A 22,303-nucleotide genomic window follows, 5' to 3' on the forward strand; every position below is an offset into this window, starting at 1 on the left:
CCTCAGGGGTGGGTCATCCGGAGCAGGTCCAGCGCCTCGTCGAGCTGGGTCTCGGTGAGCTTGCCCGAGTCGACGTGGCCGCGCGAGATCACCACCTCGCGGATGGAGACCTGCTTGGCAAGCGCCTCCTTGGCGATCGAGGCGGCCTCGTCGTACCCCAGGTGGCGGTTGAGCGGCGTGACGATCGACGGCGACCCTTCCGCGTACGCCAGGCAGACCTCGGCGTCCGCGACCAGGCCGGCCACCAGGCGCTCCGCGAAGAGTCGACTCGACGCGGCGATCAGCTTGATCGACTCCAGCAGGTTCCGGCCCATCACCGGGAGCATCACGTTCAGCTCGAAGTCGCCCTGCGAACCGGCGAACGCCACCGCCGCGTCGTTGCCGACCACCTGGGCGCAAACCTGGCGCATCGCCTCGGCCACCACCGGGTTGACCTTGCCGGGCATGATCGACGATCCGGGTTGGAGATCGGGGATGCGCAGCTCACGCAGACCGGCGCGAGGGCCGGACCCCATCCAGCGTACGTCGTTGGCGATCTTGTAGAGGCTGACCGCGACGGTGCGGAGCTGGCCCGACGTCTCCACCAGGGCGTCCCGGGCGCCCTGCGCCTCGAAGTGGTTGCGCGCCTCGGACAGCGGCAGGCCGGTCGAGTCCCGCAGGCGCCCGATCACCTTGCCCGCGAAACCCAGCGGGGTGTTGATGCCGGTGCCCACGGCGGTGCCGCCGAGCGGCAGCTCGGCCAGCCGGGGCAGCGCCATCTCCAGCCGCTCGACGCCGTAGCGGACCTGTGCGGCGTACCCACCGAACTCCTGCCCCAGGGTGACCGGGGTGGCGTCCATCAGGTGGGTACGGCCGGCCTTGACCACGGTCTCGAACTCGGCCGCCTTCGCCTCCAACGCCATGGCGAGCTGGGTCAACGAGGGAAGCAGATCCTCCACCACGAACTGGGTGGCGGCCAGGTGGATCGAGGTGGGGAAGACGTCGTTGCTGGACTGCGACGCGTTGACGTGGTCGTTCGGGTGGACGTCCCGGCCCAGCTCGCGGCTCGCCAGCGACGCGATCACCTCGTTCGTGTTCATGTTGGACGAGGTGCCGGAACCGGTCTGGAACACGTCCACCGGGAACTGGTCGTCGTAACCGCCGGCGACCACATGGGCGGCGGCGGTGGCGATGGCCTCGGCCACGTCCGCGTCGATCACCCCCAGCTCGCCGTTGACCTGGGCAGCCGCGCCCTTGATCTGCGCCAGCGCCTTGATCTGGGCCGGTTCGAGCCCGCGCCCCGAGATCGGGAAGTTCTGCACCGCGCGCTGCGTCTGTGCCCGCCACAGCGCCTCGGCGGGCACCTCCACCTCGCCCATCGAGTCGCGTTCGATCCGGTAACCGGTCGCCTCTGGAGTCGTCACCCGTACCATCCTGCCCCGCCACCCGCCGACGTGCAGGGAAAGCGGGCCGCCCTCAACCCAGCTCGGCCAGCAACTCCTCGGTCGCCCGCCGGTCCGGCGACTCGACCTGGCGGAACAGCACAAGCGCCCGGGCGGCGTACCGGCGGGCCTGCGCCGGGTCGGTGTCGCGCAGGCAGCGGGCCAGCCCGTCGAGGGCCCGCCCCTGCTCGTAGCGGAGGCCGAGCCGGGTGGCGTCGGTCATCACCCGCCGGTGCAGGTCGAGCGCGGTGTCCACGTCACCGAGCGCGCGCAGGGCGCGCGCCAGCAGGTTGCGGGACGCGCACTGCCCGACCCGGTCGCCGGCGTCGGTCATCGCCAGCAGCGCGGCGCGGTGCCGGGCCTCGGCCTCGGCCGGACGCCCCGCCTCCTGCTCCATCAGGCCGATCTCGTTGAGGATCTCCCCCTCGCCGAACCGGTTGGCGCTGGACCGCTTGACCCGCAGCGCCGCCCGGAGCAGCCGGCGGGCGGGCCCCAGGTCGCCCATGCGGTGCCGGATCATGCCGAGGTGGCCGATCGCGTTCCCGGTGTGCCGGAACTCACCGCCCTCCCGGGCCAGCAGGACGTGCTGGCGGGCCGCCCGGAGGGCCAGGTCGTACCGGCCCCGGAAGAGCAGCACGATCGAGAGCATGTTGAACAGGGTCGCCATCAGCCCGGCGTCCTCCGGGTAGCGGGCGGTCCGGTGGGCCTCGTCCAGGCACTCCAGGCAGCGTTCGTACTCGTCGCCGCCGAAACACGCGGCGGCGAGGTTGCCGAGCGCCTGCACCCGTTCCTGACGCAGGCCGAGCCGGCGGTAGCGGTCGACGACCGCCTCCATCAGCCGGACCGACTCGGCGTAACGGCCGAGCCGGAACTTCGCCGAGGCGAGGTAGTTCATGGTGATGGCCACCGCCTCGTCGTTGCCCGACACGGTCGCCGCCCGGAGGGCCACGTCGTGCGTCTCGACCAGCTCGTCGAGGTGGCCACCGACGAAGTTGGACCACCAGAACGCCCGGGTGAGCTGCCAGCAGTGGTCGAGCAGGCCCTCCGACTCGGCGAGGCGAACCAACGCGGTGAGCGTGGCCCGGTTCTCGTCGAACCAGGACAGGCCCCGCCGTTCCTGGGTGAGCACCAGGTCGGGACGACGCGGCGGTGGGAGCACGACGTTCGCCATGCCGCTCGGCTTGGCCTCGGCGAGGATCGCGAGAGCTGCCGCCACCTGAAGGTGGTATTCGATCAGCCGGTCGACACCGGCCCGTCGTTCCTCCGCATGCTCGGACTCGGCCAACAGCCGGCGGGCGTACTCCCGCAGCAGGTCGTGGAGGCGGTAACGGCCCGGCTCCACCTCCTCGGCCAGATGCGCGTCGACAAGCTCGTCGAGCAGGTCCTGTGTCTCGGGCAGCGGCAGCTCGATGAGCGCTGCCGCCACCCGGTTGTCGAACCGCACCCCCGGGTGCAGCCCGAGCAGCCGGAACAACCGCCGGGCCGGCGCCGAGACCTGGGCGTACGACAGGGCGAAGGCATGACCCACCGAACGCTCGCCGGCCGCCAGCTCGGCCAGCGGATCCTGTGCCTCGGTCAGCCGCTGCGCCAGGTCGGCGACCCGCCAGAGCGGACGGTGCGCCAGGCGGGCGCCGGCCAGCCGGATGGCGAGTGGCAGGTAGCCGCACCGCCTGACCACCTCGGCCGCCGCCGCCGGCTCCGCGCCGATCCGGTCGACGCCGACCACCCGGCCGAGCAGTTCCAGCGCCTCGTCCGGGTCCAGGACTGGCAGCGAGTGGGGACGCCCGTCGTCGAGACCGACCAGCCGGCGGCGGCTCGTCACCAGCACCAGATTGTCCGGGCCGCTGGGCAGCAACGCGGCGGCCTGGCGGGCGCTCGCCGCATTGTCGAGCACCACCGCGGCCCGCCGGTCGGCGAGTTCGGAGCGCCACATGGCCAGCCGGTCCTCCGGGTCGACCGGCACCCGCTCGGGGGGCACCCCGAGCTGCCGGAGCAACGTCCCGGCCGCGGCGGCGGCGGTCAACGGGGTGCGCTCGCTGTAACCGTGCAGGTCGATGAAGAGCTGCGCGTCCGGGAACTGCTCCCGCACGGCGGTCGCGACCTGCACGGCGAGGGTGGTCTTACCGCTCCCGGCCATCCCGTCGATCAGGTGCAGGCGGGCGCCCTCGGCCACGATCTCCTTCACCAGCCGGGCCATGGTCTGCTGCCGCCCGGTGAAGTCGCTGATGGCCCGGGGCAGGGCGCGCACCGGAACGGCCCGGGGCGCGACCGCCGGCCCGCTCCCGGCGTCGTCACCGGCCAGCAGCCGCTGGTGCAGCGCCTGGAGCGCCGAGCCGGGTTCGATGCCCAACTCCTCGGCGTAGATCCGCCGCCCCTCCCGGTAGACGGCGAGCGCGTCCGCCTGCCGGCCCAGCGCGGACAGCGCCTGCATCAACTGCCCGCGCAGCCGTTCCCGCAGCGGGTGCCGCTCGACGTTCTCGGCCAGCTCGTCGACCAGGTCGGCCGCCCGGCGCAGCCGCAGCTCGACGTCGACGCACTCCTCCAGGATCGCGAGCCGCTGCTCGTCGAGCGTCTGCGCCCGCCGCCGTACGCTCCGGGCGGGAATGCCGGCCAGCGCGGGGCCGCGCCACAGCGCCAGCGCGGCCCGGTAGTGCTCACGCGCCTCGGTCGCCCGACCGGCGCTCACCGCCGCGCGGGCGGTCTCCACGATGCGGGCGAACACCTCGGCGTCCAGATCGTCCGGCCCGACCCGGATCCCGTAACCAGCGGGGTCGGTGACGATGGTGTCGGCGGGCAGGCCCAGCACCACGAACCGGTGCCGCAGTCGCGACACGCAGATCTGGAGCTGGGCGCGGGCGGTGGCCGGCGGGCGTTCCTCCCAGATGGCGTCGACAAGCTCCTCGGTCGGCACCACCCGACCGGCGCGCAACAGCAGCATGGCGAGCACGATCCGGTCCCGACCTGCGGTGACGGTGGCTTCGCCGCCGCCCACCCGCAGCGGGCCCAGGATCCCGAACCGCATCTGCGACCCCCGTACGCCCGGTTGCACCTTCCAGCAGCGTAGCCCGACGATCACCGAACGCCGCGTGGAGGCGATAGTGATGTGATAGCGGATCGACAGCGCCTGCGCCCAGACTCAATCCGGTTGTCGGTGACGGCATCCGACGGGGGCGGTGCGCCTGCCCGGCCGCGAGGCTGGTCAGGCGCACCGATGTCGATGCACGGCGAACGCGCCGAGGGGCGCGCGGGCCTGGCCCGGGCGCCCCTCGCGTACGGCGGCGAAGTCAGCGGCGGCCGACGGTGAGCACCGGCTTGGTGACCTCGGCGAAGAAGTCGTTGCCCTTGTCGTCCACGACGATGAAGGCGGGGAAGTCCTCCACCTCGATCTTCCAGACCGCCTCCATGCCCAGCTCGGCATATTCGAGCACCTCGACGTGCTTGATGCAGTCCTGGGCGAGCCGGGCGGCCGGACCGCCGATCGAGCCGAGGTAGAACCCACCGTGGGCGTGGCAGGAGCGGGTCACCTGAGCGGACCGGTTGCCCTTGGCCAGCATCACCATCGAACCGCCGGCCGCCTGGAACCTCTCCACATAGGCGTCCATCCGGCCGGCCGTGGTGGGGCCGAACGACCCGGAGGCGTAGCCCTCCGGGGTCTTGGCCGGGCCGGCGTAGTAGACCGCGTGGTCGCGCAGATAGTGCGGCATCGGCTCGCCGGCGTCCAGCCGCTCGGCGATCTTCGCGTGGGCGATGTCACGGGCGACGACGAGCGGGCCGGTAAGCGACAGGCGCGTCTTCACCGGGTATTGCGACAACTCGGCCCGGATCTCGGCCATCGGCCGGTTCAGGTCGACGCGGACGACGGTCTCGGTGTCCAGTGTCTCGTCGGTGACGTCGGGCAGGAAGCGCGCCGGGTCGGTTTCGAGTCGCTCCAGCCACACACCCGACGGGGTGATCTTGGCAACCGCCTGACGGTCGGCGGAACACGAGACCGCGATGGCGACCGGGCAGGAGGCGCCGTGCCGGGGCAGCCGGACCACCCGCACGTCGTGGCAGAAGTAGCGACCGCCGAACTGCGCGCCGATGCCGAAGTTGCGGGTCAGCTCCAGCACCTCGGCCTCCAACTCCAGGTCACGGAAGCCGTGCGCGCTCATCGAACCCCGCGTCGGCAGCGCGTCCAGATATTTCGCCGAGGCGTACTTGGCGGTCTTCAGGGCGTACTCCGCCGAGGTGCCGCCGATGACGATCGCCAGGTGGTAGGGCGGGCAGGCGGCGGTGCCGATCAGCCGCAGCTTCTCCTCCAGGAACTGCATCATCCGCGTCGGATTCAACAGCGCCTTGGTCTCCTGGTAGAGGTAGGACTTGTTGGCCGAACCGCCGCCCTTGGCCATGAAGAGGAACTTGTACGCGTCGGGGTGCCCGTCCGGGTCCTCGGCGTACAGCTCCACCTGCGCCGGCAGGTTGCTGCCGGTGTTCCGCTCGTCCCACATGGTCAACGGCGCGAGTTGGGAGTAGCGCAGGTTGAGCCGGGTGTACGCCTGGTAGACGCCGCGCGAGATCGCCTCCGCGTCGGCGCCGTCGGTGAGCACGTGCCGACCGCGCTTGCCCATCACGATCGCGGTGCCGGTGTCCTGGCACATCGGCAGCACGCCGCCGGCCGCGATGTTGGCGTTGCGCAGCAGGTCGAGCGCGACGAACCGGTCATTCGGCGAGGCCGCCGGATCGTCGATGATCGACCGGAGCTGGGCCAGGTGGGCCGGGCGCAGGAAGTGGGCGATGTCGTGCATGGCCTCGGCGGTCAACGCGGTGAGCGCGGCCGGTTCGACGGTGAGGAACCGGCGGCCACCCGGGCCGTTGACGACGTCCACGCCCTCGTCGGTGACCAGGCGGTATTCCGTCTGGTCCGGACCGGTCGGCAGCAGGGGCGCGTACGAGAAGGCGGTGGCACTGCTCATGACCGAAAAGCCTAGGGCAGAGCGATCGATCGGTGACACCCGCCGGTGGGTCGTGGGACGCCCATCTCACCGCGCGTCACTTCCCGTCGGCGCAGAGCTCCCGCTTCGGCCCGCAACTGCCCTGGTCGCTGGGGGGACGACCGGTGTCGGCCGGGTCGGGCGCCGGCACCGGGCCCTGGTCCGGCCGGGACACCCCGGCGGCAGCGGCGCCCCAGCGGACGTACCCGATCTCCCGCCCCTCGCCGATGATCATGCCGTTCGGGCCGACCGCCAGAGCGTTCGCTGAGGTACGCAGCTCGACCAGCACCCGGCCCTCGCGGGGCTCGACCGCGACCAGCCGGGACGGCTTCTCGTCGCTGATCACCACCGCGTACGGGGTGAGCGCCGCGCCACTCCTGCTGCCCGCCGGACGGGTCCACCGGGTCCGGTCGGCCGACAGCTCACGGCCGAGCAGCGAATCCTTGCCGGCGCCGCGCACCACCGCGTACCTGTCGTCGACGGCGAGCAGCTTCTCACCCTCCGCGCCGACCTGGAGCGGCCGTCCGTCGTACCCGTCGAGCACCGCCTCGCGGCCGTCCGGGGCCACCCCGATGAGCACATTGCGGGCGCCCTGCGGATCCTCCCGCTGCACGCAGCCGGCGGAGTCCGCGGTGCGCAGGTTGATCCCGGCCCGCCGCCACACCTGCTGGCCGGTGGCCGGGTCGACGGCGGTGATGACGAAGTAGCAGCTCCCGTCGCGGGAGGTCGCCGCGATCCGGAGCAGCCGGCCGCCGACCACGGACAGCCGCTCGTCGCGGCCGGGCTCGACGTTCTGGAGCACCCGGCCGGTCGCGGTGTCCAGCACGTGCACCCGGCCGTCGACCGGGAAACCCAGCAGCGGCGGGACCGACTCCGGCCCGGCCACCTCGCCGTCGATCCGGGTCGCGTCCAGCCGGCGGGTGCCGCGCAGCTCCGGGTTGTCGGCGAGCAGACCGCTGTGTACGCCGGGCAGGAAGGCGGTCCACAACGGAGCGTTGCCGCGCGGCTCCCAGGCCCGCAACGTGCAGTCGGTCGGCTCCACGCAGTAGGCGTCGAGCAGCAGGTTGCGGTAGGTCCAGACGGCGATCGCGCGATCGTCGCGGCGACGGGTCACCCCGGTCACCGGGTCGAGCACCTCGTACCCCTTGTTCAGCAGCTTGCCCACGGCGACGACCGACTCGCGTCCGCTGCCGGCGACCGCGGACCAGTCGGCCTTGCGCTCCCAGAGTTGGGTGCCGTCGGCGAGGTTGCGCGACTCGACCCGGGTGCGCTGCTCCACGATCACGGTGTCACCCGCGATCGTGACGCTGCGCGGGGTGCCGCCGACGCGCTGCTGCCAGACCACGTCCGGCTCGGAGATCGGCTTGCTGCGGTCGACCCAGTCCCACAGGCCGGGGAAGGGGTTCCAGACGCCGGTGGCGGCGAGCACGACCACGGTGATGAGCCCGAGCAGCAACCAGCCGCGTGCGCCTAGGCCCTTCACACCCGACACGGTAGCGACGATCACCGGTCCCCCGGGCTTCGCGCGGGGCGTGTCGCGCCGCTTCTTGCGCGGCCTCAGGTGTTAATAGGGGGCCCCGCCTCTACCGAATGCGTTAAGCAGGGGCCCCTCCTTCACCGCTGGGCGGCGGAGCGGACCAGCGGCAGCGTGCGGTAGGGGATCTGCTCGGCCAGCGCGATGATGGTGGAGGCGCGCCGGATGCCCTCCGAGGCGACGATCTGGTCGATGACCCGCTGAAGGTCGGTGTTCGACCGGGCCACGATCCGGCAGAGCAGGTCGCTGGAGCCGGTGATGGTGTGCGCCTCCAACACTTCCGGGATGGCGGCCAGGTGTGCGGTGACCTGGTCGTGGCCGTGCCGCTGGCTGATCTCCAGGGTGACGAAGCTGGTCACCCCGAAGCCGATCGCGGCCGGCGAGATGTCCGGCCCGAACCCGCCCACCACGCCCCGGCCGACCAGCTTGTCCAGCCGGGCCTGGACCGTGCCGCGCGCCACGCCGAGCCGCCGGGAGCACTCCAGCACCCCGATCCGGGGCTCCTGCGCGAGCAGTTCGATCAAGCGGGCGTCCAGCTCGTCGAGCTGTACATCCTGATCAGTGTTCATGGTGGTTCACCATACCGAATGCACAACCTGACCAGGAATTTCGGCAACTGTTGCCCAACCCGAGAGGCTCCGGCGATGCTCGCCGGACAAGCACACCACGGCGGCCCACGAGGCCGGCCGGTACGCGAGGGAGGCCACCATGACCCAGGCGATCGACCGACCCCAGCCCACCGAGGAGACCGACGCCGACGTTCTCGTCGGCGCCGTCGACCACGACATCAGCCGGGACCCGTTCCCGGTCCGGGGCCTCGACCACCTGCACTTCCTGGTCGGCAACGCCAAGCAGGCGGCGCACTACTACTCCACCGCCTACGGCATGACCTGCGTGGCCTACCGCGGCCCGGAGCAGGGCTACCGGGACCACGCGCAGTACGTGCTGACAAGCGGCTCGGCCCGGTTCGTGCTGACCGGCGTGGTCCGCCCGGACGCCGACGGCGCGGAGCACGTGGCCGCGCACAGCGACGGCATCTCCGACATCGCGCTCGAGGTGCCGGACGTGGACGCCGCGTACGCGCACGCCACCGCCCAGGGCGCGACCGGCCTGCTGGAGCCGCACGACGTCAGCGACGAGCACGGCACCGTCCGGATGGCGTCCATCGCCGCGTACGGCGACACCCGGCACACCCTCGTCGACAGGTCCCGCTACACCGGCCCGTTCCTGCCCGGCTTCGTCGCCCGCGGCCCGATCGTGGACCGGCAGCCGATGGTCGACGCCGGCCTCCAGCCGAAGCGCTTCTTCCAGGCCGTCGACCACGTGGTCGGCAACGTCGAGCTGGGCCGGATGGACGAGTGGGTCGAGTTCTACAAGCGGGTCATGGGCTTCACCAACATGGCCGAGTTCATCGGCGACGACATCGCCACCGACTACTCCGCGCTGATGAGCAAGGTGGTCGCCAGCGGCACCCGCAAGGTGAAGTTCCCGCTCAACGAGCCGGCGGTGGCCCGCAAGAAGTCGCAGATCGACGAGTACCTGGAGTTCTACCGGGGCCCCGGCGCCCAGCACATCGCGGTGGCCACCAACGACATCCTCGCAAGCGTGGACGCCATGCGGGCGGCTGGCGTGGAGTTCCTGGACACCCCGGACTCCTACTACCAGGACCCGGAGCTGCGCGCCCGCATCGGCAACGTGCGGGTGCCGATCGAGGAGCTTCAGTCCCGCAAGATCCTGGTGGACCGGGACGAGGACGGCTACCTGCTCCAGATCTTCACCAAGCCGGTGCAGGACCGGCCCACCGTCTTCTTCGAGCTGATCGAACGGCACGGCTCCCTCGGCTTCGGCAAGGGCAACTTCAAGGCCCTGTTCGAGGCGATCGAGCGGGAGCAGGAGAAGCGCGGCAATCTGTGACACTGTCCGCGTGACCCAGCCTCCCCCGAACACGACGCCGCCGCCCGCCGGGCCCCCGCCCCCGGGCGGCGGCGTCGCGCCGCCCGCCGGCCCGACGGTGCCCGTGCAGCACACCCCGCCGACGTACGCCGACCTCCCCGGCTACCCGTCGCCGCCACCCGGGTACGCCCCGTATCCGGGATTCGCCCCGCCCCCGGTGGCACCGGACGGGCAGCCGCTCGCGAGCTTCGGCGACCGGCTGCTGGCCTGGCTGATCGACACCGCCGTGGCGTCGGCCGTGGCAATGTTCGTCTTCCTGCCGATCTTCTTCGTCATCATCTTCCGTGCGGTCGGGAACATCGAGCAGAGCGGCCCGGAGGGACCGGACCCGTCGGCGGTCTGGGCGGACTTCTTCTTCCCGCTGCTCGCCGCCGATCTGGGAATCATCGCGTTCCTGTTCGTCTTCTACTGGCTCTACCACGTCGAGTACGCCCGCCGGACCGGGCAGACGCTCGGCAAGAGGGTGATGAAGCTGCGGATCATCCCGGCGAGTCCCGGCGCGACGCTGACCCGGGGCATGCTCGGCAAGCGCTGGCTTGTCGAGTTCGTCGCCGGGTCGCTCGTGCCGTTCCTCAACTACCTCGACGGGTTCTGGCAGCTCTGGGACAAGCCCTGGCAGCAGTGCCTGCACGACAAGTTCGCCGGCACGGTCGTCGTTAAGGTTGGTCCGTGAGCGTGAGGAGCGAGCCGGGCCTGCGAGCCCCGCAGTCGCGAACTGAGGGGGCACCGTGACGTTGAACGAGCACAGCGAGGCACATCCGTGAGTGTGGAACCCGGCTGGTACGTCGACCCCGCCGAGCCGGAGACCCGCCGGTGGTGGGACGGGGAGGGCTGGATCGGCGCGCCGATCCCGGTCGACGTCACCCCGCCCGACGGTCCCCCGCCCGCCGAGCCCGAGCCGACCGCCCCGACGCCGACCTCCGGCGCGACGCCGCACACCGGCGCGGCCGACTCGCCAGGGCACGCCCCGACATCAGGCGCGCCGGGGCAGCCCGGGCACGGGCCGGGGCAGCCCGGCCGACCCGGGCAGCCGCACCAGCCCGGGCAGTGGCCGGGCCAGCCGCACCAGCCCGAGCAGTGGTCCGGGCCACCGGGGCCGGGCGCGGCCTGGCCGGGACAACCCGGGCAGGCCGGGCAGCCGGGGCAGCAGGGACCACCGCCGGGCTGGCCCTACCCGCAGTGGCCGGGCCGACCGCCGGTCCCGCGCCCGCACGGCCTGCCGCTCGCCTCGTACGGCGCCCGGCTGGTGGCCCGCCTGATCGACTTCGGCGTGGTGTTCCTGCTCAACGTCCTGGTCAACGGATGGTTCGTCTGGCGCTACTTCGAGGCGATCGAGCCCTACCTGCGGGAGACGATGCGCCGGGCGTTGAACGGTGACACGTCCACCGAGGGGCTGCCCCAGATCGACGACCAGGCCGGCGGGCTCCAGGTCGTCATCCTGCTGATCGCCACCGCGCTCTGGTTCGCGTACGAGGTGCCGTCGATGGCGGCGCGCGGGCAGACCTTCGGCAAGCGGCTGGCCCGCGTACGCGCGCTGCCGGTCGAGACGGACCAACCGCTCGGCTTCGGCCGGGCGTTCCGGCGGTGGAGCACCCTCGGCCTGCCCACGCTGCTCTGGTACTGCTGCGGGCTCGGCCTGCTGTTCCAGTTCGTCGACGCCGTCTCCCCGCTGTTCGACCAACCGCTGCGCCAGGCGCTGCACGACAAGCGGGCGCAGACCGTGGTGGTCCAGCTCCCCCGCGCCCGGCCCGACGCCCCCACCACCCCGCGCGACCGCGCCGACCCCCCGGGAGAATCCCCATGACCGAGACCGGACGTCCCCAGCCCGCGCTGCGGCTCACCCGCGCCGACCTGGACGCGCTGCCCAACTACGTGCCCGGCCGCAGCCCCGCCGACCTGGCCCGGGAGCTGGGCCTTCCCGAGGCGATCAAGCTCGCCAGCAACGAGGTGCCGTACGGCCCGCTGCCGGGCGTGGTGGAGGCGGTCGCCGAGGCGGTCGCCGGATCGCACCGCTACCCGGACATGGGCGTGGTGGCGCTGCGCCAGGCCCTCGCCGAGCGCTACGGCGTGGACGCCGACCGGATCGCCACCGGCTGCGGTTCGGTGGCGCTCGCCGAGCACCTGGTGCGGGCCACCTGCCTGCCCGGCGACGAGCTGATCTACTCGTGGCGCTCCTTCGAGGCGTACCCGATCATCGCGGCGACAAGCGGCGCGACGAGCGTGCGGGTGCCGAACGACGCCGGGCACGGGCACGACCTGGCCGCGATGGCGGCGGCGGTGACCGACCGGACCCGGATGATCCTGGTCTGCAACCCGAACAACCCCACCGGTACGGCGGTGCGCCGCGCCGAGCTGGACCGCTTCCTCGACGCGGTGCCGGACGACGTGCTCGTGGTGATCGACGAGGCGTACCGGGAGTTCGTCACCGACGCCGAGGTGCCGGACGGCCTCGACTACCTGGACCGGCCGAACGTGGTGGTGCTGCGCACGCTGTCCAAGGCGTGGGGTCTCGCCGGCCTGCGGATCGGTTGGCTGGTCGCCGCGCCGGCGGTGGCCGCCGCCGTCCGCAAGGTGGTCACCCCGTTCTCCACCAGCACGGCCGCGCAGGCCGGCGCGCTCGCCGCGCTGGCCCAGGCCGACGAGGTGCGGCGGCGCTGCGCACTGGTGGTGGCCGAGCGGGACCGGGTCACCGAGGCGTTGCGCAAGTTCGTGCCGGACGTGCCGGAGAGCCAGGCCAACTTCGTGTGGCTGCCGCTCGGCGACCGCGCGATGGAGTTCGGCAAGGCGTGCGAGGCGCGTGGCGTGATCGTCCGGCCGTTCCCGGGCGACGGGGTGCGGGTCACCATCGGCACCCCGGCCGAGAACGACGCTTTCCTGGCCGCCGCCGAGGCTTAAGGAGGGGCCCCTTCTTAACGCCTGGCGTCGAGAAGGGGCCCCTTCTCATCGGCCGGAGGCGTCAGGTGGCGGCGAGCAGCACCGGCTCGGCCATCAGGAACCAGCCCTGGTCGTCGTCCTCGGGGACGGCGTCCTCCCGGACCCGCTCCACCGCGACGTAGCCGCTCACCGCGTACGCCCGGCCCGGCTGCCAGCCGATCCCGTCCCGCCCGACGTCGAGCACGAACTCCGACCGGGTCGCGCCGGTCAACGGATCGAGCGTGACCAGTTCCCGGCGGTCGGTCAGCAGGTGCACCCGGCCCGGCTCCACCGCGAGCACCCGGGCCGGGTGGACGTCCGCCCGGCGCCACAGCTCCTCACCCGTACGCGCGGACCGTCCGGTCACCACCGGACCGGACGTGTCCACCACCCGTTCGCCGTCCAGCACCGAGTCCGGACCGTCCAGGCCCGGCGCGGCCGTCGGCTCGCCGGGATCCGTCACCAGCCAACCCCGGCTGTCCTCGCCGGCCGGCCCGGCCGTACGCAGGCCACGGCACCCGGAGTGCCCGGCGCGGCAGCCGACCGGGGTGACCACGAGCCGGTCCGGCGCGTCCGGCGGTCGCCAGCGGGTCCGCAGCACACCTGTCGTCGCGTCCCGCAGCTCCACCGCGTCCGGCCCGGCACAGGTGTCCACGCCGACCATCTCGCCGCTCGCGGTGCTGCCCACGTCGACCCGGCAGCCGCGACCGACCTCGGCGTGCCAGAGCCGGCGGCCGTCGCCCAGGGCGTACCCGCCGACCGCGCCCGGACCGGCGGCGAGCAGCACGTCGCGCCCGTCCGCGGCGCGGGCCACGTGCAGGCCGGCCGGATCCCAGACCGTGGCGGCGAAGGTGCGTCGGGGCTCCGCCGTCGACCCCGGCTCCGGGCCGTCGGCACGCCAGGCCACCCGTCCGGTACGCGCGTCGAGCGCCACCAGCTTGCCGTCCGACCAGCGGCTGACCACGGTCGTGCCCACGGCGAGCACCCCGACAAGCGTCGCCGGCCAACGCCGGTAGGACCAGAACGGGGTGACCCGGTGCCGGCCGGTGACCGGCTGGTCCGCGTACACCTGGCGGGCGCCCGCGTAGACGCGGAGCCGGCCGTCCACGACGAGCGGCGCCACCGGCAGCCGCCCGATCACCCCGGCGGTCGGTGCGGGCAGTGCCGAGTAGGGCTCCCGGGCCACGGTCTCGACCTCTGCCGGCGCGAGCACCCGGGCGACCACGGCGACCGACGCCGCGACGGCCAGCACCGCCGCCAGCGCCACCACGGCCCGCCGCCTGCCGGCCTCCGCCATCCGCCACCTCCGCCCCGGCACCCTACCGGCCAGGTCCGGAGCGCGACCCGGTCGCCCGGCTCCCGGCTGCCGCCCGCTCGCGGCTCGCGGCTCGCGGCCGGCGAGGCGAGGGCGGTCGGAGCGCTCAGGCGGCCTCGGCGGAGCGGGACGGGCCGGCGGCCACGGCCAGGTCGGCCAGGTCACGCCGGAGCGCGCCCTCCACCGCCCGGGCGGCCAGGCCGCCGAGGATCAGCGCCAGGACCCGCCCGTACGGCCGGGTCGGCACCGCCTGCTGCTCGACCGTGACCTCGGTGCAGCCGCGCCGCCGCCGCTCGACCGTGCGCAGCGTCCAGGTGATCCGGTAGTCGACGCCGGAGCCGCGCGAGCCGAGCACCAGGCGGCGCGGCGCGACGGCCTCGACCACCTCGAACTCCTCCGGCGGGGCCCCGCCGTCCGGCCGGGCCGGGGTCTCCCGCCAGGTGGTGCCGGGGGCGAACCCACCGGGGGTGAGCACCTCGACCGCGCCCACCGCGGACAGCCAGTCGGCACGGGCCGGGAGGTCGGTCAGCAGGCGCCACAGATGGGCGTCCCGCGCCTCGATGAAAGCGGAAACGGTAACCGTCGACATGGCACCTCCCGTGTCATCCACGGTACGGGCCGGCACCGGTCCCGTGGAGCCCCGTGGCGACAATTCCACCACCGGCACCCCGGACGGGGCGCCGGCGTTCCCGTGGATCGTCAGCCCCGGAAGGCGTCGCCCCGCAGCGCCGTGACGAACGCGGACCAGCCCGGCGGGCTCACCGCGAGCGCAGGCCCCTCCGGGTCCTTCGAGTCGCGTACGCCCACCACGCCGTGCGCGGCGACCACGTTTGTGGCCACCTCGACGCAGAGGCCCTGATCGTTGGAGCGGCTGCTGGTGCGCCAGACAGCGCCGGTCAACTCGGTCATGTTCGATCCCTCCTGTTTCTCTTCCTCGTACGTCCCGGACCGGCACCGCCCGGGCCGCACTCGACCCGCGTCGATAAACGCACAAGGAAGCGGCCCCGATCGCACCCGGTGTGCGATCGGGGCCGTCGTTGAAGAAGGTGGATCTCAGCGGGCCGGGAGAATCGTCCCGGTGACCTCGCCGAGCGCGACAGTGGTGCCGTTCGGGCCGGGCGCGGTGGCGGTGATCGTCACCGTGTCGCCGTCCTCCAGGAAGGTCCGCTGGGTGCCGTCGGCGAACTTCACCGGCTCGGCCCCGCCCCAGGTGAGCTCCAGGAACGAGCCGACCTGGTCACGTTCCGGACCGGAGACGGTGCCGGAGGCGTAGAGGTCGCCGGTGCGCAGCGACGCCCCGTTGACGGTGAGGTGGGCGAGCTGCTGGGCCGGGGTCCAGTACATGGTGGCGAACGGCGGCTCGGCCACCCGCTCGCCGTTCCACTCGACCGACAGGGTCAGGTCCAGCCCGAGGTGCGGGGTGTCCCGCAGGTATTCCTGCACCGGCGGATCCTGGTCCGGCGCGGGCACGAACGCGGCGGCGAGCGCGTCGAGCGGCGTCACCCAGCCGGAGACCGAGGTGGCGAACGACTTGCCGAGGAACGGGCCGAGCGGCTGGTACTCCCAGGCCTGGATGTCCCGGGCCGACCAGTCGTTGACGAGCACCACGCCGAACACGTGGTCGGCGAAGTCGTCCACCGGCACCCGCTCGCCGAGCCGGCTCGGCACCCCGACCACGAAGCCGACCTCAGCCTCGATGTCCAGGCGCACCGACGCGCCCGTGGTGGGGCCCTGCGCGCTGGCCCGCTGCCCGATCGGGCGGACCACCGGGGCGCCCGAGACGACCACGGTGCCGGCCCGGCCGTGGTAGCCGATCGGCACGTGCTTCCAGTTCGGCAGCAGCGGCGGCTGGCCGGGCCGGAAGATCTGCCCGACGTTCCCGGCATGGTGCTCCGAGGAGTAGAAGTCGACGTAGTCCGCCACCTCGAACGGGAGCAGCAGCTCGACCTCGCGTACCGGCACCAGCAGCGACTCCACCGCCGCCCGGTGGGCCGAGTCGGTGAGCAGCTCGACGATCCGCTCCCGGACGGCGGTCCACTGCGGCCGGCCGAGCGCCAGGAAGGCGTTGAGCGTGTGCCGGCCCAGCGCGCCGCCGGCCAGCACCAGACCGGCCGCCTCGGCGCCGGCCAGGTCCAGCACGGACTCGCCGATCCGGACGCCGATCCGCGGCTCGCGGTCGCCGTGCCGGAACACGCCGTACGGCAGGTTCGTCACCCCGTACGGCGACCCCGCCGCGCCCTCAACCCAGCTCATAGGTCATAGCCTCCGTTCACCAGCCCCAGCCGGATCAGATCGGTAAGTGGTTCGGCGATGCTGCACGAGCCGTACCCGGCCCAGAGCGGGCGCTGCGCCTCGCGCCGGGCCCGGGCCGACTCGACCACGCGCAGCGGGTCGGTGGCGGCCAGCAGCTCGGCCACCGCGTCCACCTCGGCGCCCTCGACGGCGGCAAGCGTGGCGGCCAGCACGTTGACGAAGCCGTGGTGGGTGAAGCCGGTCTCCGGGTCGCGGTGCCGGATCGCGTGGTGCAGCCCGGCGGTGAGCTTGAACGGCAGGTCCCGTTCCCGGCAGGCGCAGATCACCGCGGCCAGCTCGACAGGCGTCGGGAACAGCTCGGCGGCGAGGCCGCCGGTGCGGAACTTGGCCGCCACCGGCAGCCCGTCGGCGCGCGCCCGGGCGAGCGCGTCGAGCGCGCCCATCAGCCCGAAGGTCAGCGGGATCTCGGCGTAGACGGCGGTGCCGTCGAGCCGGCCGGCGAACGCGACCAGTTGGGCCACGCCGGGCTGCGGGTCCTCGCCGCGCTTGGCGACCGGCGCCTCCACCTGCCGGGCGGTCACGCCGTCCGGGGTCAGGGCGGCCAGCGCCTCGGGAAGCCGGTCCAGGCCGGTGTCGCCGATCAGCCCGATGACGAGGCCCGGGTCCACCAGGCCGCGCAGCGCGCCGCGGACGATCTCCGAGGCGGGCAGCAGCAGCGGGCCCACCAGGTCCGCGTACCAGGCCGTGCGGTGTTCGCGGTGCGCGGTCACCGCGTCGGGCAGCGCGGCGTTGCCCGGCGGGAAGACCGCGGCGTCGTCCACCAGGCCGGTGAGGAGGCGGGGCACCTGCGTTGACACGAGACAAGAATGTACGGGACGCTACGAGGAACGGACAACAGCGTCCGATTATCGGACGCCACCGGCCGGCAACGGGACATAACGGGAGGCGAAATGCCCTACTACCGCAGCGTGGGCGAGGTGCCCCGCAAGCGCCACACCCAGTTCCGACAGCCCGACGGCACGCTCTACGCGGAAGAGCTGGTCGGCCAGGAGGGCTTCTCCTCCGACTCGTCGCTGCTCTACCACAGGCACGCGCCGACCGCGATCCTCGCCGCCGAGGAGTACGCCCCGCCCACCGTCACCCGGGTGCCGAACCTGCCGCTCAAGCCGCGCCACCTGCGCACCCACAAACTCGACGGCAGCGGCGCGGACCCGGTGCTCGGCCGGCGGTACCTGCTCGCCAACGACGACGTCCGGATCGCGTACGTGCTCGCCGACCGGCCCTCGCCGTTGTTCCGCGACGCCACCGGCGACCACTGCCTCTACCTGGAATCCGGCTCGCTGCGGGTGGAGTCGCCGTTCGGCGTGCTCGACGCGGTGGCCGGCGACTACGTGGTCATCCCCACCTCGACCATCCACCGCCTGGTGCCGACCGGTGACGAGCCGACCCGGCTGCTCGCCGTCGAGGCGGCCGGGCACATCGGCCCGCCCAAGCGCTACCTCTCCGTCCGCGGGCAGTTCCTGGAGCACTCGCCGTACTGCGAGCGCGACGTCCGGGGGCCGGACACCCCGCTGCTCGTCGACGGCGAGGAAGTGGAAGTGCTGGTCCGGCACCGCTCTCGGGCCGCAGGCCCGGGCGGCAGCGGCACAGCCTGGACGCGTCATGTTTATGCGCACCACCCGTTCGACGTGGTCGGCTGGGACGGGCACATGTACCCGTGGGCGTTCTCCATCCACGACTTCGAGCCGATCACCGGGCGGATCCACCAGCCGCCGCCGGTGCACCAGACGTTCCAGGGCCCGAACTTCGTCATCTGCTCGTTCGTGCCGCGCAAGGTCGACTACCACCCGGCCGCCATTCCGGTGCCGTACCACCACCACAACGTCGACTCCGACGAGATGCTCTTCTACACCGGCGGCAACTACGAGGCCCGGCGCGGCTCCGGCATCGAGCAGGGCTCGATCTCGCTGCACCCGTCCGGCTTCACCCACGGCCCGCAGCCGGGCGCCGCCGAACGCTCGATCGGGGCGGACTTCTTCGACGAGCTGGCGGTCATGGTGGACACGTTCCGCCCGCTGGACCTCTGCGACGCGGGCACCGCCTGCGAGGACGACGGCTACGCCTGGACCTGGGCGCGCAAACCCTGACCCCTACCCCCGGCGGAACGCGGTGAACCAGGCGAACACCGTGACCATGGTCGCCGCCACCAACGGCCACGGGCCGCCGGTCAGCGCGTACACGGCCAGCAGCAGCGGTCCGGCGGCCGACGCGTACACCGCCGGGGCCAGGCCGCGCGACATGGCGTCCCGCAGCCCGGGCGACCGGGCCGCCGGCAGCCCCGCCAACACGCCAACCCCCACCGCCACCAGCACCGCGAGCAGCCGGGACACACCCGGCGCGACCGGGGCCAGCCCGGCGGCAAGCAGCGTGGCGGCAAGCGACCAGCCGGCGGCGGACAGCACCAGCCGGCGCAGGCCGTCGTCGGCGGACCGGACCGGATCGGGCCCGGCCGGTGAGATCTCGGCCACCTCGGTCAGGTGCTCGAGCGTCTCCGCGTAGCGGCGGCGCTCCAGCCGGGCCACGCCCGGGTCCTGCCCCGCCCCGGCCAGCTCCGGGTCCAGCCGCAACGCCTCGCGGTAGGCCCGTTCGGCCAGGTCGAACAGCTCCAGCCGGACCGAGACCAGGCCGAGCACCAGGTGCGCCTCCGGCTCATCCGGGGTCAGCTCGACCCCCCGCCAGGCCGCGTCGAGCGCCGGCTGCCCGTTCCGTGCGGCGGAGAGGATCGCGGCGGCGCTGCGCTGCGCGTACGGGTCGGTCGGGCCGAGCGCCAGGATCTCGTCCGCGGTGCCCGCCGCGGCCTTCCAGTGCTCCTGGTCGAGCAGCGCGAGCCCGCGTACCACGAGCGCCGGCACGTCACCCGGCGCCGCCGCCAGCGCCGCCTCGGCCCCCGCCAGCGCCTCGGCCGGACGGTCGGCGGCGAGCTGCATCCGGGCCCGCATGGTCAACGCGCCCAGGTGTGCGGGCTCCGTCGCGATCAACGCGGTGAGTTCGCCGATGCCCTCGTCGTAACGGCCCAGCTCGGCGAGGAGGTGGGCCCGCTGGAGGAAGCCGTCGGCGGCGGACTGGTCGGGGGTGGCGTCACTCGGCATCCCGGCGAGCGTAACCGCCCCGCCCCACCTCCCGTCGACAAGCGTCGCCGCTCAGGCGCTGCGGCAGGGCGCGTCCGCCCGACCCCCGCAGGTCCCGAGGCTGCACCAGCGGCGTCTGCCGCTCTCGTCGAGGAACAACCACCCGCAGCGTTCGTCGGCGCAGACCTGGACGGTGAACCGACTCGCGTCGGCGAGCAACTGGGCGCCGCTGAACGCGGCGGCGTGCAGGGGCAGCCGCAACCCGGCGGCGAGGGCGACCCACCAGCGCCCGCGCCCCTCCCCCTCGCGCCGGAACACCAGGTTCCGGGCGGCTGCCTCGGCGGCCCGGGCGACCACGTCGAACGCCCGGCGGTCGGCCGGCTCGACCAGGCTGGCGTAGAGGGCGGCCCGAAGCGTACGGGTCTCGGCGAGCACCGCCTCCGCCGTGTCGGGGTCGCGCCGGGCCAGGTGCAGCAGGCGATTCACGGACACCTCGTCGGCCAGCCCGACGTGCCCGGCCCAGACGGCAAGCGTCCGGTAGCCGCGCAGCCACTCGGCCCCGGGCAGCGGGGATCCGAGTCCCCACCCGGCGAAGGTGTTGCAGAAGTCGAGGGCGGGATGGCCGCCGACGCTCCAGGGCAGGGCCTCGTCGCGGACCCGCACCTCGTACGCGGGCCGCCCCACCCGGTCGAGCCGGTCGTCGCCGGCCAGGACGCGTCGGCGTACCTCGCGCAGCCGCGACCCCGGCTCGACGCCGAAGTCCGCCACGAGCAACTCCCGGGTCGTGCGGTAGAGCCGCAGCGCATCGGCCCGCCGCGCGCCCCGGTACAGGGCGGTCATCAGCACGGCCACCAGCTGTTCCCGGGTCGGATGCCGGGCGGCCAGGGGCGTCAACTCGGCGATCACCCGGCCGTGCCGGCCCAGCGCGAGCTGCGCCTCGGCGCGCAGTTCCACCGCCACCAGGCGGAGTTCCTCCCACGGGCCGTGCAGGCGGTCGCGAAGTTCGCCGTCCGCCTCGGCGGCGAGCAGCGGCCCCCGCCAGAGCGCGAGCGCCCGGTCGAGCAACCGCACCCGCTCGGCGGGGTCCGCGGCGCCACCTGCCGCCCGGACCAGTTCGCCGAACTCGTCGACGTCGACGCGATGCCCGCCATCCTCGACGACGTAGCCCTCACCTCGGGTGCTGATCCGCACCCCGTACGGCTTCAATGCGCCCCGCAACCGACCGATGTACGTCTGCACCGCGCCGCGCGCCCCGGCCGGGGGCAGACCGTTCCAGAGCAGGTCGATGAGGCGGTCGGTCGGCACCACCGCACCCGCGTCGAGCAGCAGCAGCCCGAGCAGGCAGCGCTCCTGGCGTCGGCTGCCGAGCTCGACGGGCCGGTCGTCGTGGCGGGCCTCGAACGGCCCGAGCAGGCGGAACTCCATACCGACGAGGACGAGCCAGCCGGGGCCGACGGTTGCCAGCCGGCGGTGAGCGCGTGGTCGGGCAGCTCGGCGCGCGGCCCCGGGCACCGACCGGACGGGCCGGCGGCGCCGTCGACACGGTGAGCCGATGGTGAGTCACGGTGCCGAGGCTGATCCCGTCCCCGACAAGTGACCCGGACGGAGTGATCATGCGTGTCAGCAGGATGAGCGTCGCCCTGGCGGCGGTGTTGGCGGTGGTCGTCGCGACCCAGCCCGGCCCGGCGACCGCCGCCGGCAGCGGCAGCGCGCGTGCCGGCGCCTGGGTGCCGGCGCCCCAGGAGGCGTTCGAGATGCCCGCCGGAGCCCGGTGCGAGTTCGCGGTGCGGGTGGAGCCGATCGTCGATGAGGTGCGGAAACTGACCCTGGCGACCTACCCGGACGGCTCACCCAAGCGGGAGCTGTTCACCGGCGCCCTCATCGACCGGGTGACGAACCTGGAGACCGGGGCCACCTCCACCGCGGACGCGAGCGGCACCTCGCTCGTCGTCTACCGCACCGACGGATCGATGACCTGGTACGTCTCCGGTCCGGTGCTGCTCGGCTTCCGGGAGAACGCCGGCTCGCTGCCGAAGGGGCTGTGGATCGTCGACGGCCGGTTCCGGGTGGCGTTCACCCCCACCTTCGACAAGGCCATCACGATGCTCCACGGCACGACCCACAACGTCTGCACCGACGTCGACTGAATCCCGGCGCGGCGACCGGCGCGCCCGGTCGCCGCGTCAGTCGGCCGGGGCCTCGTACACGAGCGCCACCGCGATGCCGGCGAGCCCCTCGCCGCGCCCGGTGAAGCCGAGGCCGTCGGTGGTCGCCGCGGAGACCGTGACCGGCGCGCCGACCGCCTCGGAGAGCACCCGCTGCGCCTCGTCCCGCCGCGGCCCGATCTTGGGCCGGTTGCCGATCACCTGGACGGAGACGTTCCCGATCGCGAAGCCGGCCGCCCGCACCCGGCGGGCGCTCTCGGTCAGCAGCGCCACCCCGGAGGCACCCGCCCACTCCGGCTGGTCCACCCCGAAGTTGGCCCCCAGGTCGCCGAGGCCGGCGGCGGAGAGCAGCGCGTTGCAGGCGGCGTGCGCCGCCACGTCGGCGTCCGAGTGCCCGGCCAGGCCTTCCTGACCCGGCCAGTGCAGGCCGGCGACCCAGCAGGGCCGCCCGGCCGCGAACGCGTGCACGTCGGTGCCGACGGCCACCAGAGGAACGATCATGACCCGAGCGTACGCGCGGGCCCGTAGCCGTCCTTGACGATGGTGCTGGCGTGCGCTTAATGTTTCCCTGTACGCCCCAGTGTCGCCTCTGCCTCCGTGCACGCGCCTGGGGCTCTTTCTTGTTCGGCGTGGGAAGCGCCTCCGGAGCCT

General features: G+C 73.5%; 19 protein-coding genes. 6 read left to right on the plus strand and 13 right to left on the minus strand.

What is annotated here, in order from left to right:
* Positions 1–2: 2 nt before the first annotated feature.
* From O7613_RS23260 to O7613_RS23280, 5 genes are all read right to left on the minus strand, one after another.
* Positions 3–1,412, minus strand: coding sequence for a class II fumarate hydratase (locus O7613_RS23260; RefSeq protein WP_281586339.1), 1,410 nt, complete (start codon positions 1,410–1,412; stop codon positions 3–5).
* 43 nt (positions 1,413–1,455) lie between these two features.
* A complete protein-coding gene (locus O7613_RS23265; protein WP_281586338.1) occupies positions 1,456–4,443 on the minus strand; it encodes an AfsR/SARP family transcriptional regulator in 2,988 nt (995 codons plus the stop codon).
* 262 nt (positions 4,444–4,705) lie between these two features.
* Positions 4,706–6,373 (minus strand): fumarate hydratase, encoded by a 1,668-nt coding sequence (locus O7613_RS23270; protein ID WP_282289990.1) that lies wholly within the window; start codon positions 6,371–6,373, stop codon positions 4,706–4,708.
* Positions 6,374–6,449: 76 nt separating this feature from the next.
* Complete coding sequence (locus O7613_RS23275) at positions 6,450–7,847, minus strand: PQQ-binding-like beta-propeller repeat protein (protein WP_281590045.1); 1,398 nt, start codon at positions 7,845–7,847, stop codon at positions 6,450–6,452.
* A gap of 158 nt (positions 7,848–8,005) precedes the next feature.
* A complete protein-coding gene (locus O7613_RS23280) occupies positions 8,006–8,494 on the minus strand; it encodes an Lrp/AsnC ligand binding domain-containing protein (protein ID WP_281586335.1) in 489 nt (162 codons plus the stop codon).
* 139 nt (positions 8,495–8,633) lie between these two features.
* Here O7613_RS23280 and hppD point away from each other — a divergent pair, with 139 nt between their 5' ends.
* The 4 genes from hppD (at position 8,634) to hisC (ending at position 12,773) form a co-directional block, all read left to right on the plus strand.
* Positions 8,634–9,839 (plus strand): 4-hydroxyphenylpyruvate dioxygenase, encoded by a 1,206-nt coding sequence (gene hppD / locus O7613_RS23285; RefSeq protein ID WP_282289991.1) that lies wholly within the window; start codon positions 8,634–8,636, stop codon positions 9,837–9,839.
* Positions 9,840–9,849: 10 nt separating this feature from the next.
* Positions 9,850–10,551, plus strand: coding sequence for an RDD family protein (locus O7613_RS23290; protein ID WP_282289992.1), 702 nt, complete (start codon positions 9,850–9,852; stop codon positions 10,549–10,551).
* Positions 10,552–10,638: 87 nt separating this feature from the next.
* Positions 10,639–11,682: an RDD family protein gene (locus O7613_RS23295; protein WP_282289994.1), complete on the plus strand. Its 1,044-nt coding sequence runs from the start codon at positions 10,639–10,641 to the stop codon at positions 11,680–11,682.
* Positions 11,679–12,773, plus strand: coding sequence for a histidinol-phosphate transaminase (gene hisC, locus O7613_RS23300; protein ID WP_282289996.1), 1,095 nt, complete (start codon positions 11,679–11,681; stop codon positions 12,771–12,773). The genes O7613_RS23295 and hisC overlap by 4 nt, the downstream gene beginning before the upstream one ends.
* 61 nt (positions 12,774–12,834) lie before the next feature.
* Here hisC and O7613_RS23305 read toward each other — a convergent pair whose 3' ends face one another.
* The 5 genes from O7613_RS23305 to O7613_RS23325 all read right to left on the minus strand — a co-directional run bounded on the left by O7613_RS23305 (position 12,835) and on the right by O7613_RS23325 (position 17,216).
* A complete protein-coding gene (locus tag O7613_RS23305; protein ID WP_282289998.1) occupies positions 12,835–14,088 on the minus strand; it encodes a PQQ-binding-like beta-propeller repeat protein in 1,254 nt (417 codons plus the stop codon).
* A 124-nt stretch (positions 14,089–14,212) separates the two neighbouring features.
* A complete protein-coding gene (locus O7613_RS23310; protein ID WP_281586329.1) occupies positions 14,213–14,695 on the minus strand; it encodes an SRPBCC family protein in 483 nt (160 codons plus the stop codon).
* A gap of 110 nt (positions 14,696–14,805) precedes the next feature.
* Positions 14,806–15,015 carry a DUF397 domain-containing protein gene (locus O7613_RS23315; protein ID WP_282290000.1) on the minus strand — a complete coding sequence of 70 codons (210 nt, stop codon included), beginning with the start codon at positions 15,013–15,015 and terminating at the stop codon, positions 14,806–14,808.
* A 144-nt stretch (positions 15,016–15,159) separates the two neighbouring features.
* Positions 15,160–16,359 carry a fumarylacetoacetase gene (gene fahA / locus O7613_RS23320; RefSeq protein ID WP_282290002.1) on the minus strand — a complete coding sequence of 400 codons (1,200 nt, stop codon included), beginning with the start codon at positions 16,357–16,359 and terminating at the stop codon, positions 15,160–15,162.
* Entirely contained in the window at positions 16,356–17,216 is an 861-nt protein-coding gene (locus O7613_RS23325; RefSeq protein WP_282290004.1) for a hypothetical protein, read from the minus strand. Before O7613_RS23325 ends, fahA begins: the two co-directional genes overlap by 4 nt.
* Before the next feature lie 93 nt (positions 17,217–17,309).
* Here O7613_RS23325 and O7613_RS23330 point away from each other — a divergent pair, with 93 nt between their 5' ends.
* Positions 17,310–18,506 (plus strand): homogentisate 1,2-dioxygenase domain-containing protein, encoded by a 1,197-nt coding sequence (locus O7613_RS23330; protein WP_281586325.1) that lies wholly within the window; start codon positions 17,310–17,312, stop codon positions 18,504–18,506.
* 3 nt (positions 18,507–18,509) lie between these two features.
* Here the strand turns inward: O7613_RS23330 and O7613_RS23335 are convergent, their stop codons facing one another.
* Both O7613_RS23335 and O7613_RS23340 read right to left on the minus strand, forming a co-directional pair.
* Complete coding sequence (locus tag O7613_RS23335; RefSeq protein ID WP_282290006.1) at positions 18,510–19,508, minus strand: tetratricopeptide repeat protein; 999 nt, start codon at positions 19,506–19,508, stop codon at positions 18,510–18,512.
* 51 nt (positions 19,509–19,559) lie between these two features.
* Entirely contained in the window at positions 19,560–20,912 is a 1,353-nt protein-coding gene (locus tag O7613_RS23340) for a BTAD domain-containing putative transcriptional regulator (protein ID WP_282290007.1), read from the minus strand.
* A 188-nt stretch (positions 20,913–21,100) separates the two neighbouring features.
* On the opposite strand from O7613_RS23340, the gene O7613_RS23345 reads away from it, so the two are divergent.
* On the plus strand, positions 21,101–21,634 hold the full coding sequence (locus O7613_RS23345; protein WP_282290008.1) for a hypothetical protein: 534 nt from the start codon (positions 21,101–21,103) through the stop codon (positions 21,632–21,634).
* A gap of 36 nt (positions 21,635–21,670) precedes the next feature.
* Here O7613_RS23345 and ispF read toward each other — a convergent pair whose 3' ends face one another.
* Positions 21,671–22,153 (minus strand): 2-C-methyl-D-erythritol 2,4-cyclodiphosphate synthase, encoded by a 483-nt coding sequence (gene ispF, locus O7613_RS23350; RefSeq protein WP_282290009.1) that lies wholly within the window; start codon positions 22,151–22,153, stop codon positions 21,671–21,673.
* Positions 22,154–22,303 lie beyond the last annotated feature (150 nt).

The sequence above is a fragment of the Micromonospora sp. WMMD975 genome (assembly GCF_029581215.1).
In the GTDB taxonomy this organism is placed as follows: domain Bacteria; phylum Actinomycetota; class Actinomycetes; order Mycobacteriales; family Micromonosporaceae; genus Micromonospora.

Excerpts from the sequence above, each read along its gene's own strand:
- ispF (WP_282290009.1), bottom strand. The coding sequence starts at position 22,153 with ATGATCGTTCCTCTGGTGGCCGTCGGCACCGACGTGCACGCGTTCGCG.
- O7613_RS23330 (WP_281586325.1), top strand. The coding sequence starts at position 17,310 with ATGCCCTACTACCGCAGCGTGGGCGAGGTGCCCCGCAAGCGCCACACC.
- hppD (WP_282289991.1), top strand. The coding sequence starts at position 8,634 with ATGACCCAGGCGATCGACCGACCCCAGCCCACCGAGGAGACCGACGCC.
- O7613_RS23310 (WP_281586329.1), bottom strand. The coding sequence starts at position 14,695 with ATGTCGACGGTTACCGTTTCCGCTTTCATCGAGGCGCGGGACGCCCAT.
- O7613_RS23345 (WP_282290008.1), top strand. The coding sequence starts at position 21,101 with ATGCGTGTCAGCAGGATGAGCGTCGCCCTGGCGGCGGTGTTGGCGGTG.
- O7613_RS23280 (WP_281586335.1), bottom strand. The coding sequence starts at position 8,494 with ATGAACACTGATCAGGATGTACAGCTCGACGAGCTGGACGCCCGCTTG.
- O7613_RS23305 (WP_282289998.1), bottom strand. The coding sequence starts at position 14,088 with ATGGCGGAGGCCGGCAGGCGGCGGGCCGTGGTGGCGCTGGCGGCGGTG.
- O7613_RS23340 (WP_282290007.1), bottom strand. The coding sequence starts at position 20,912 with ATGGAGTTCCGCCTGCTCGGGCCGTTCGAGGCCCGCCACGACGACCGG.
- hisC (WP_282289996.1), top strand. The coding sequence starts at position 11,679 with ATGACCGAGACCGGACGTCCCCAGCCCGCGCTGCGGCTCACCCGCGCC.
- fahA (WP_282290002.1), bottom strand. The coding sequence starts at position 16,359 with ATGAGCTGGGTTGAGGGCGCGGCGGGGTCGCCGTACGGGGTGACGAAC.
- O7613_RS23315 (WP_282290000.1), bottom strand. The coding sequence starts at position 15,015 with ATGACCGAGTTGACCGGCGCTGTCTGGCGCACCAGCAGCCGCTCCAAC.
- O7613_RS23335 (WP_282290006.1), bottom strand. The coding sequence starts at position 19,508 with ATGCCGAGTGACGCCACCCCCGACCAGTCCGCCGCCGACGGCTTCCTC.
- O7613_RS23265 (WP_281586338.1), bottom strand. The coding sequence starts at position 4,443 with ATGCGGTTCGGGATCCTGGGCCCGCTGCGGGTGGGCGGCGGCGAAGCC.
- O7613_RS23260 (WP_281586339.1), bottom strand. The coding sequence starts at position 1,412 with ATGGTACGGGTGACGACTCCAGAGGCGACCGGTTACCGGATCGAACGC.
- O7613_RS23270 (WP_282289990.1), bottom strand. The coding sequence starts at position 6,373 with ATGAGCAGTGCCACCGCCTTCTCGTACGCGCCCCTGCTGCCGACCGGT.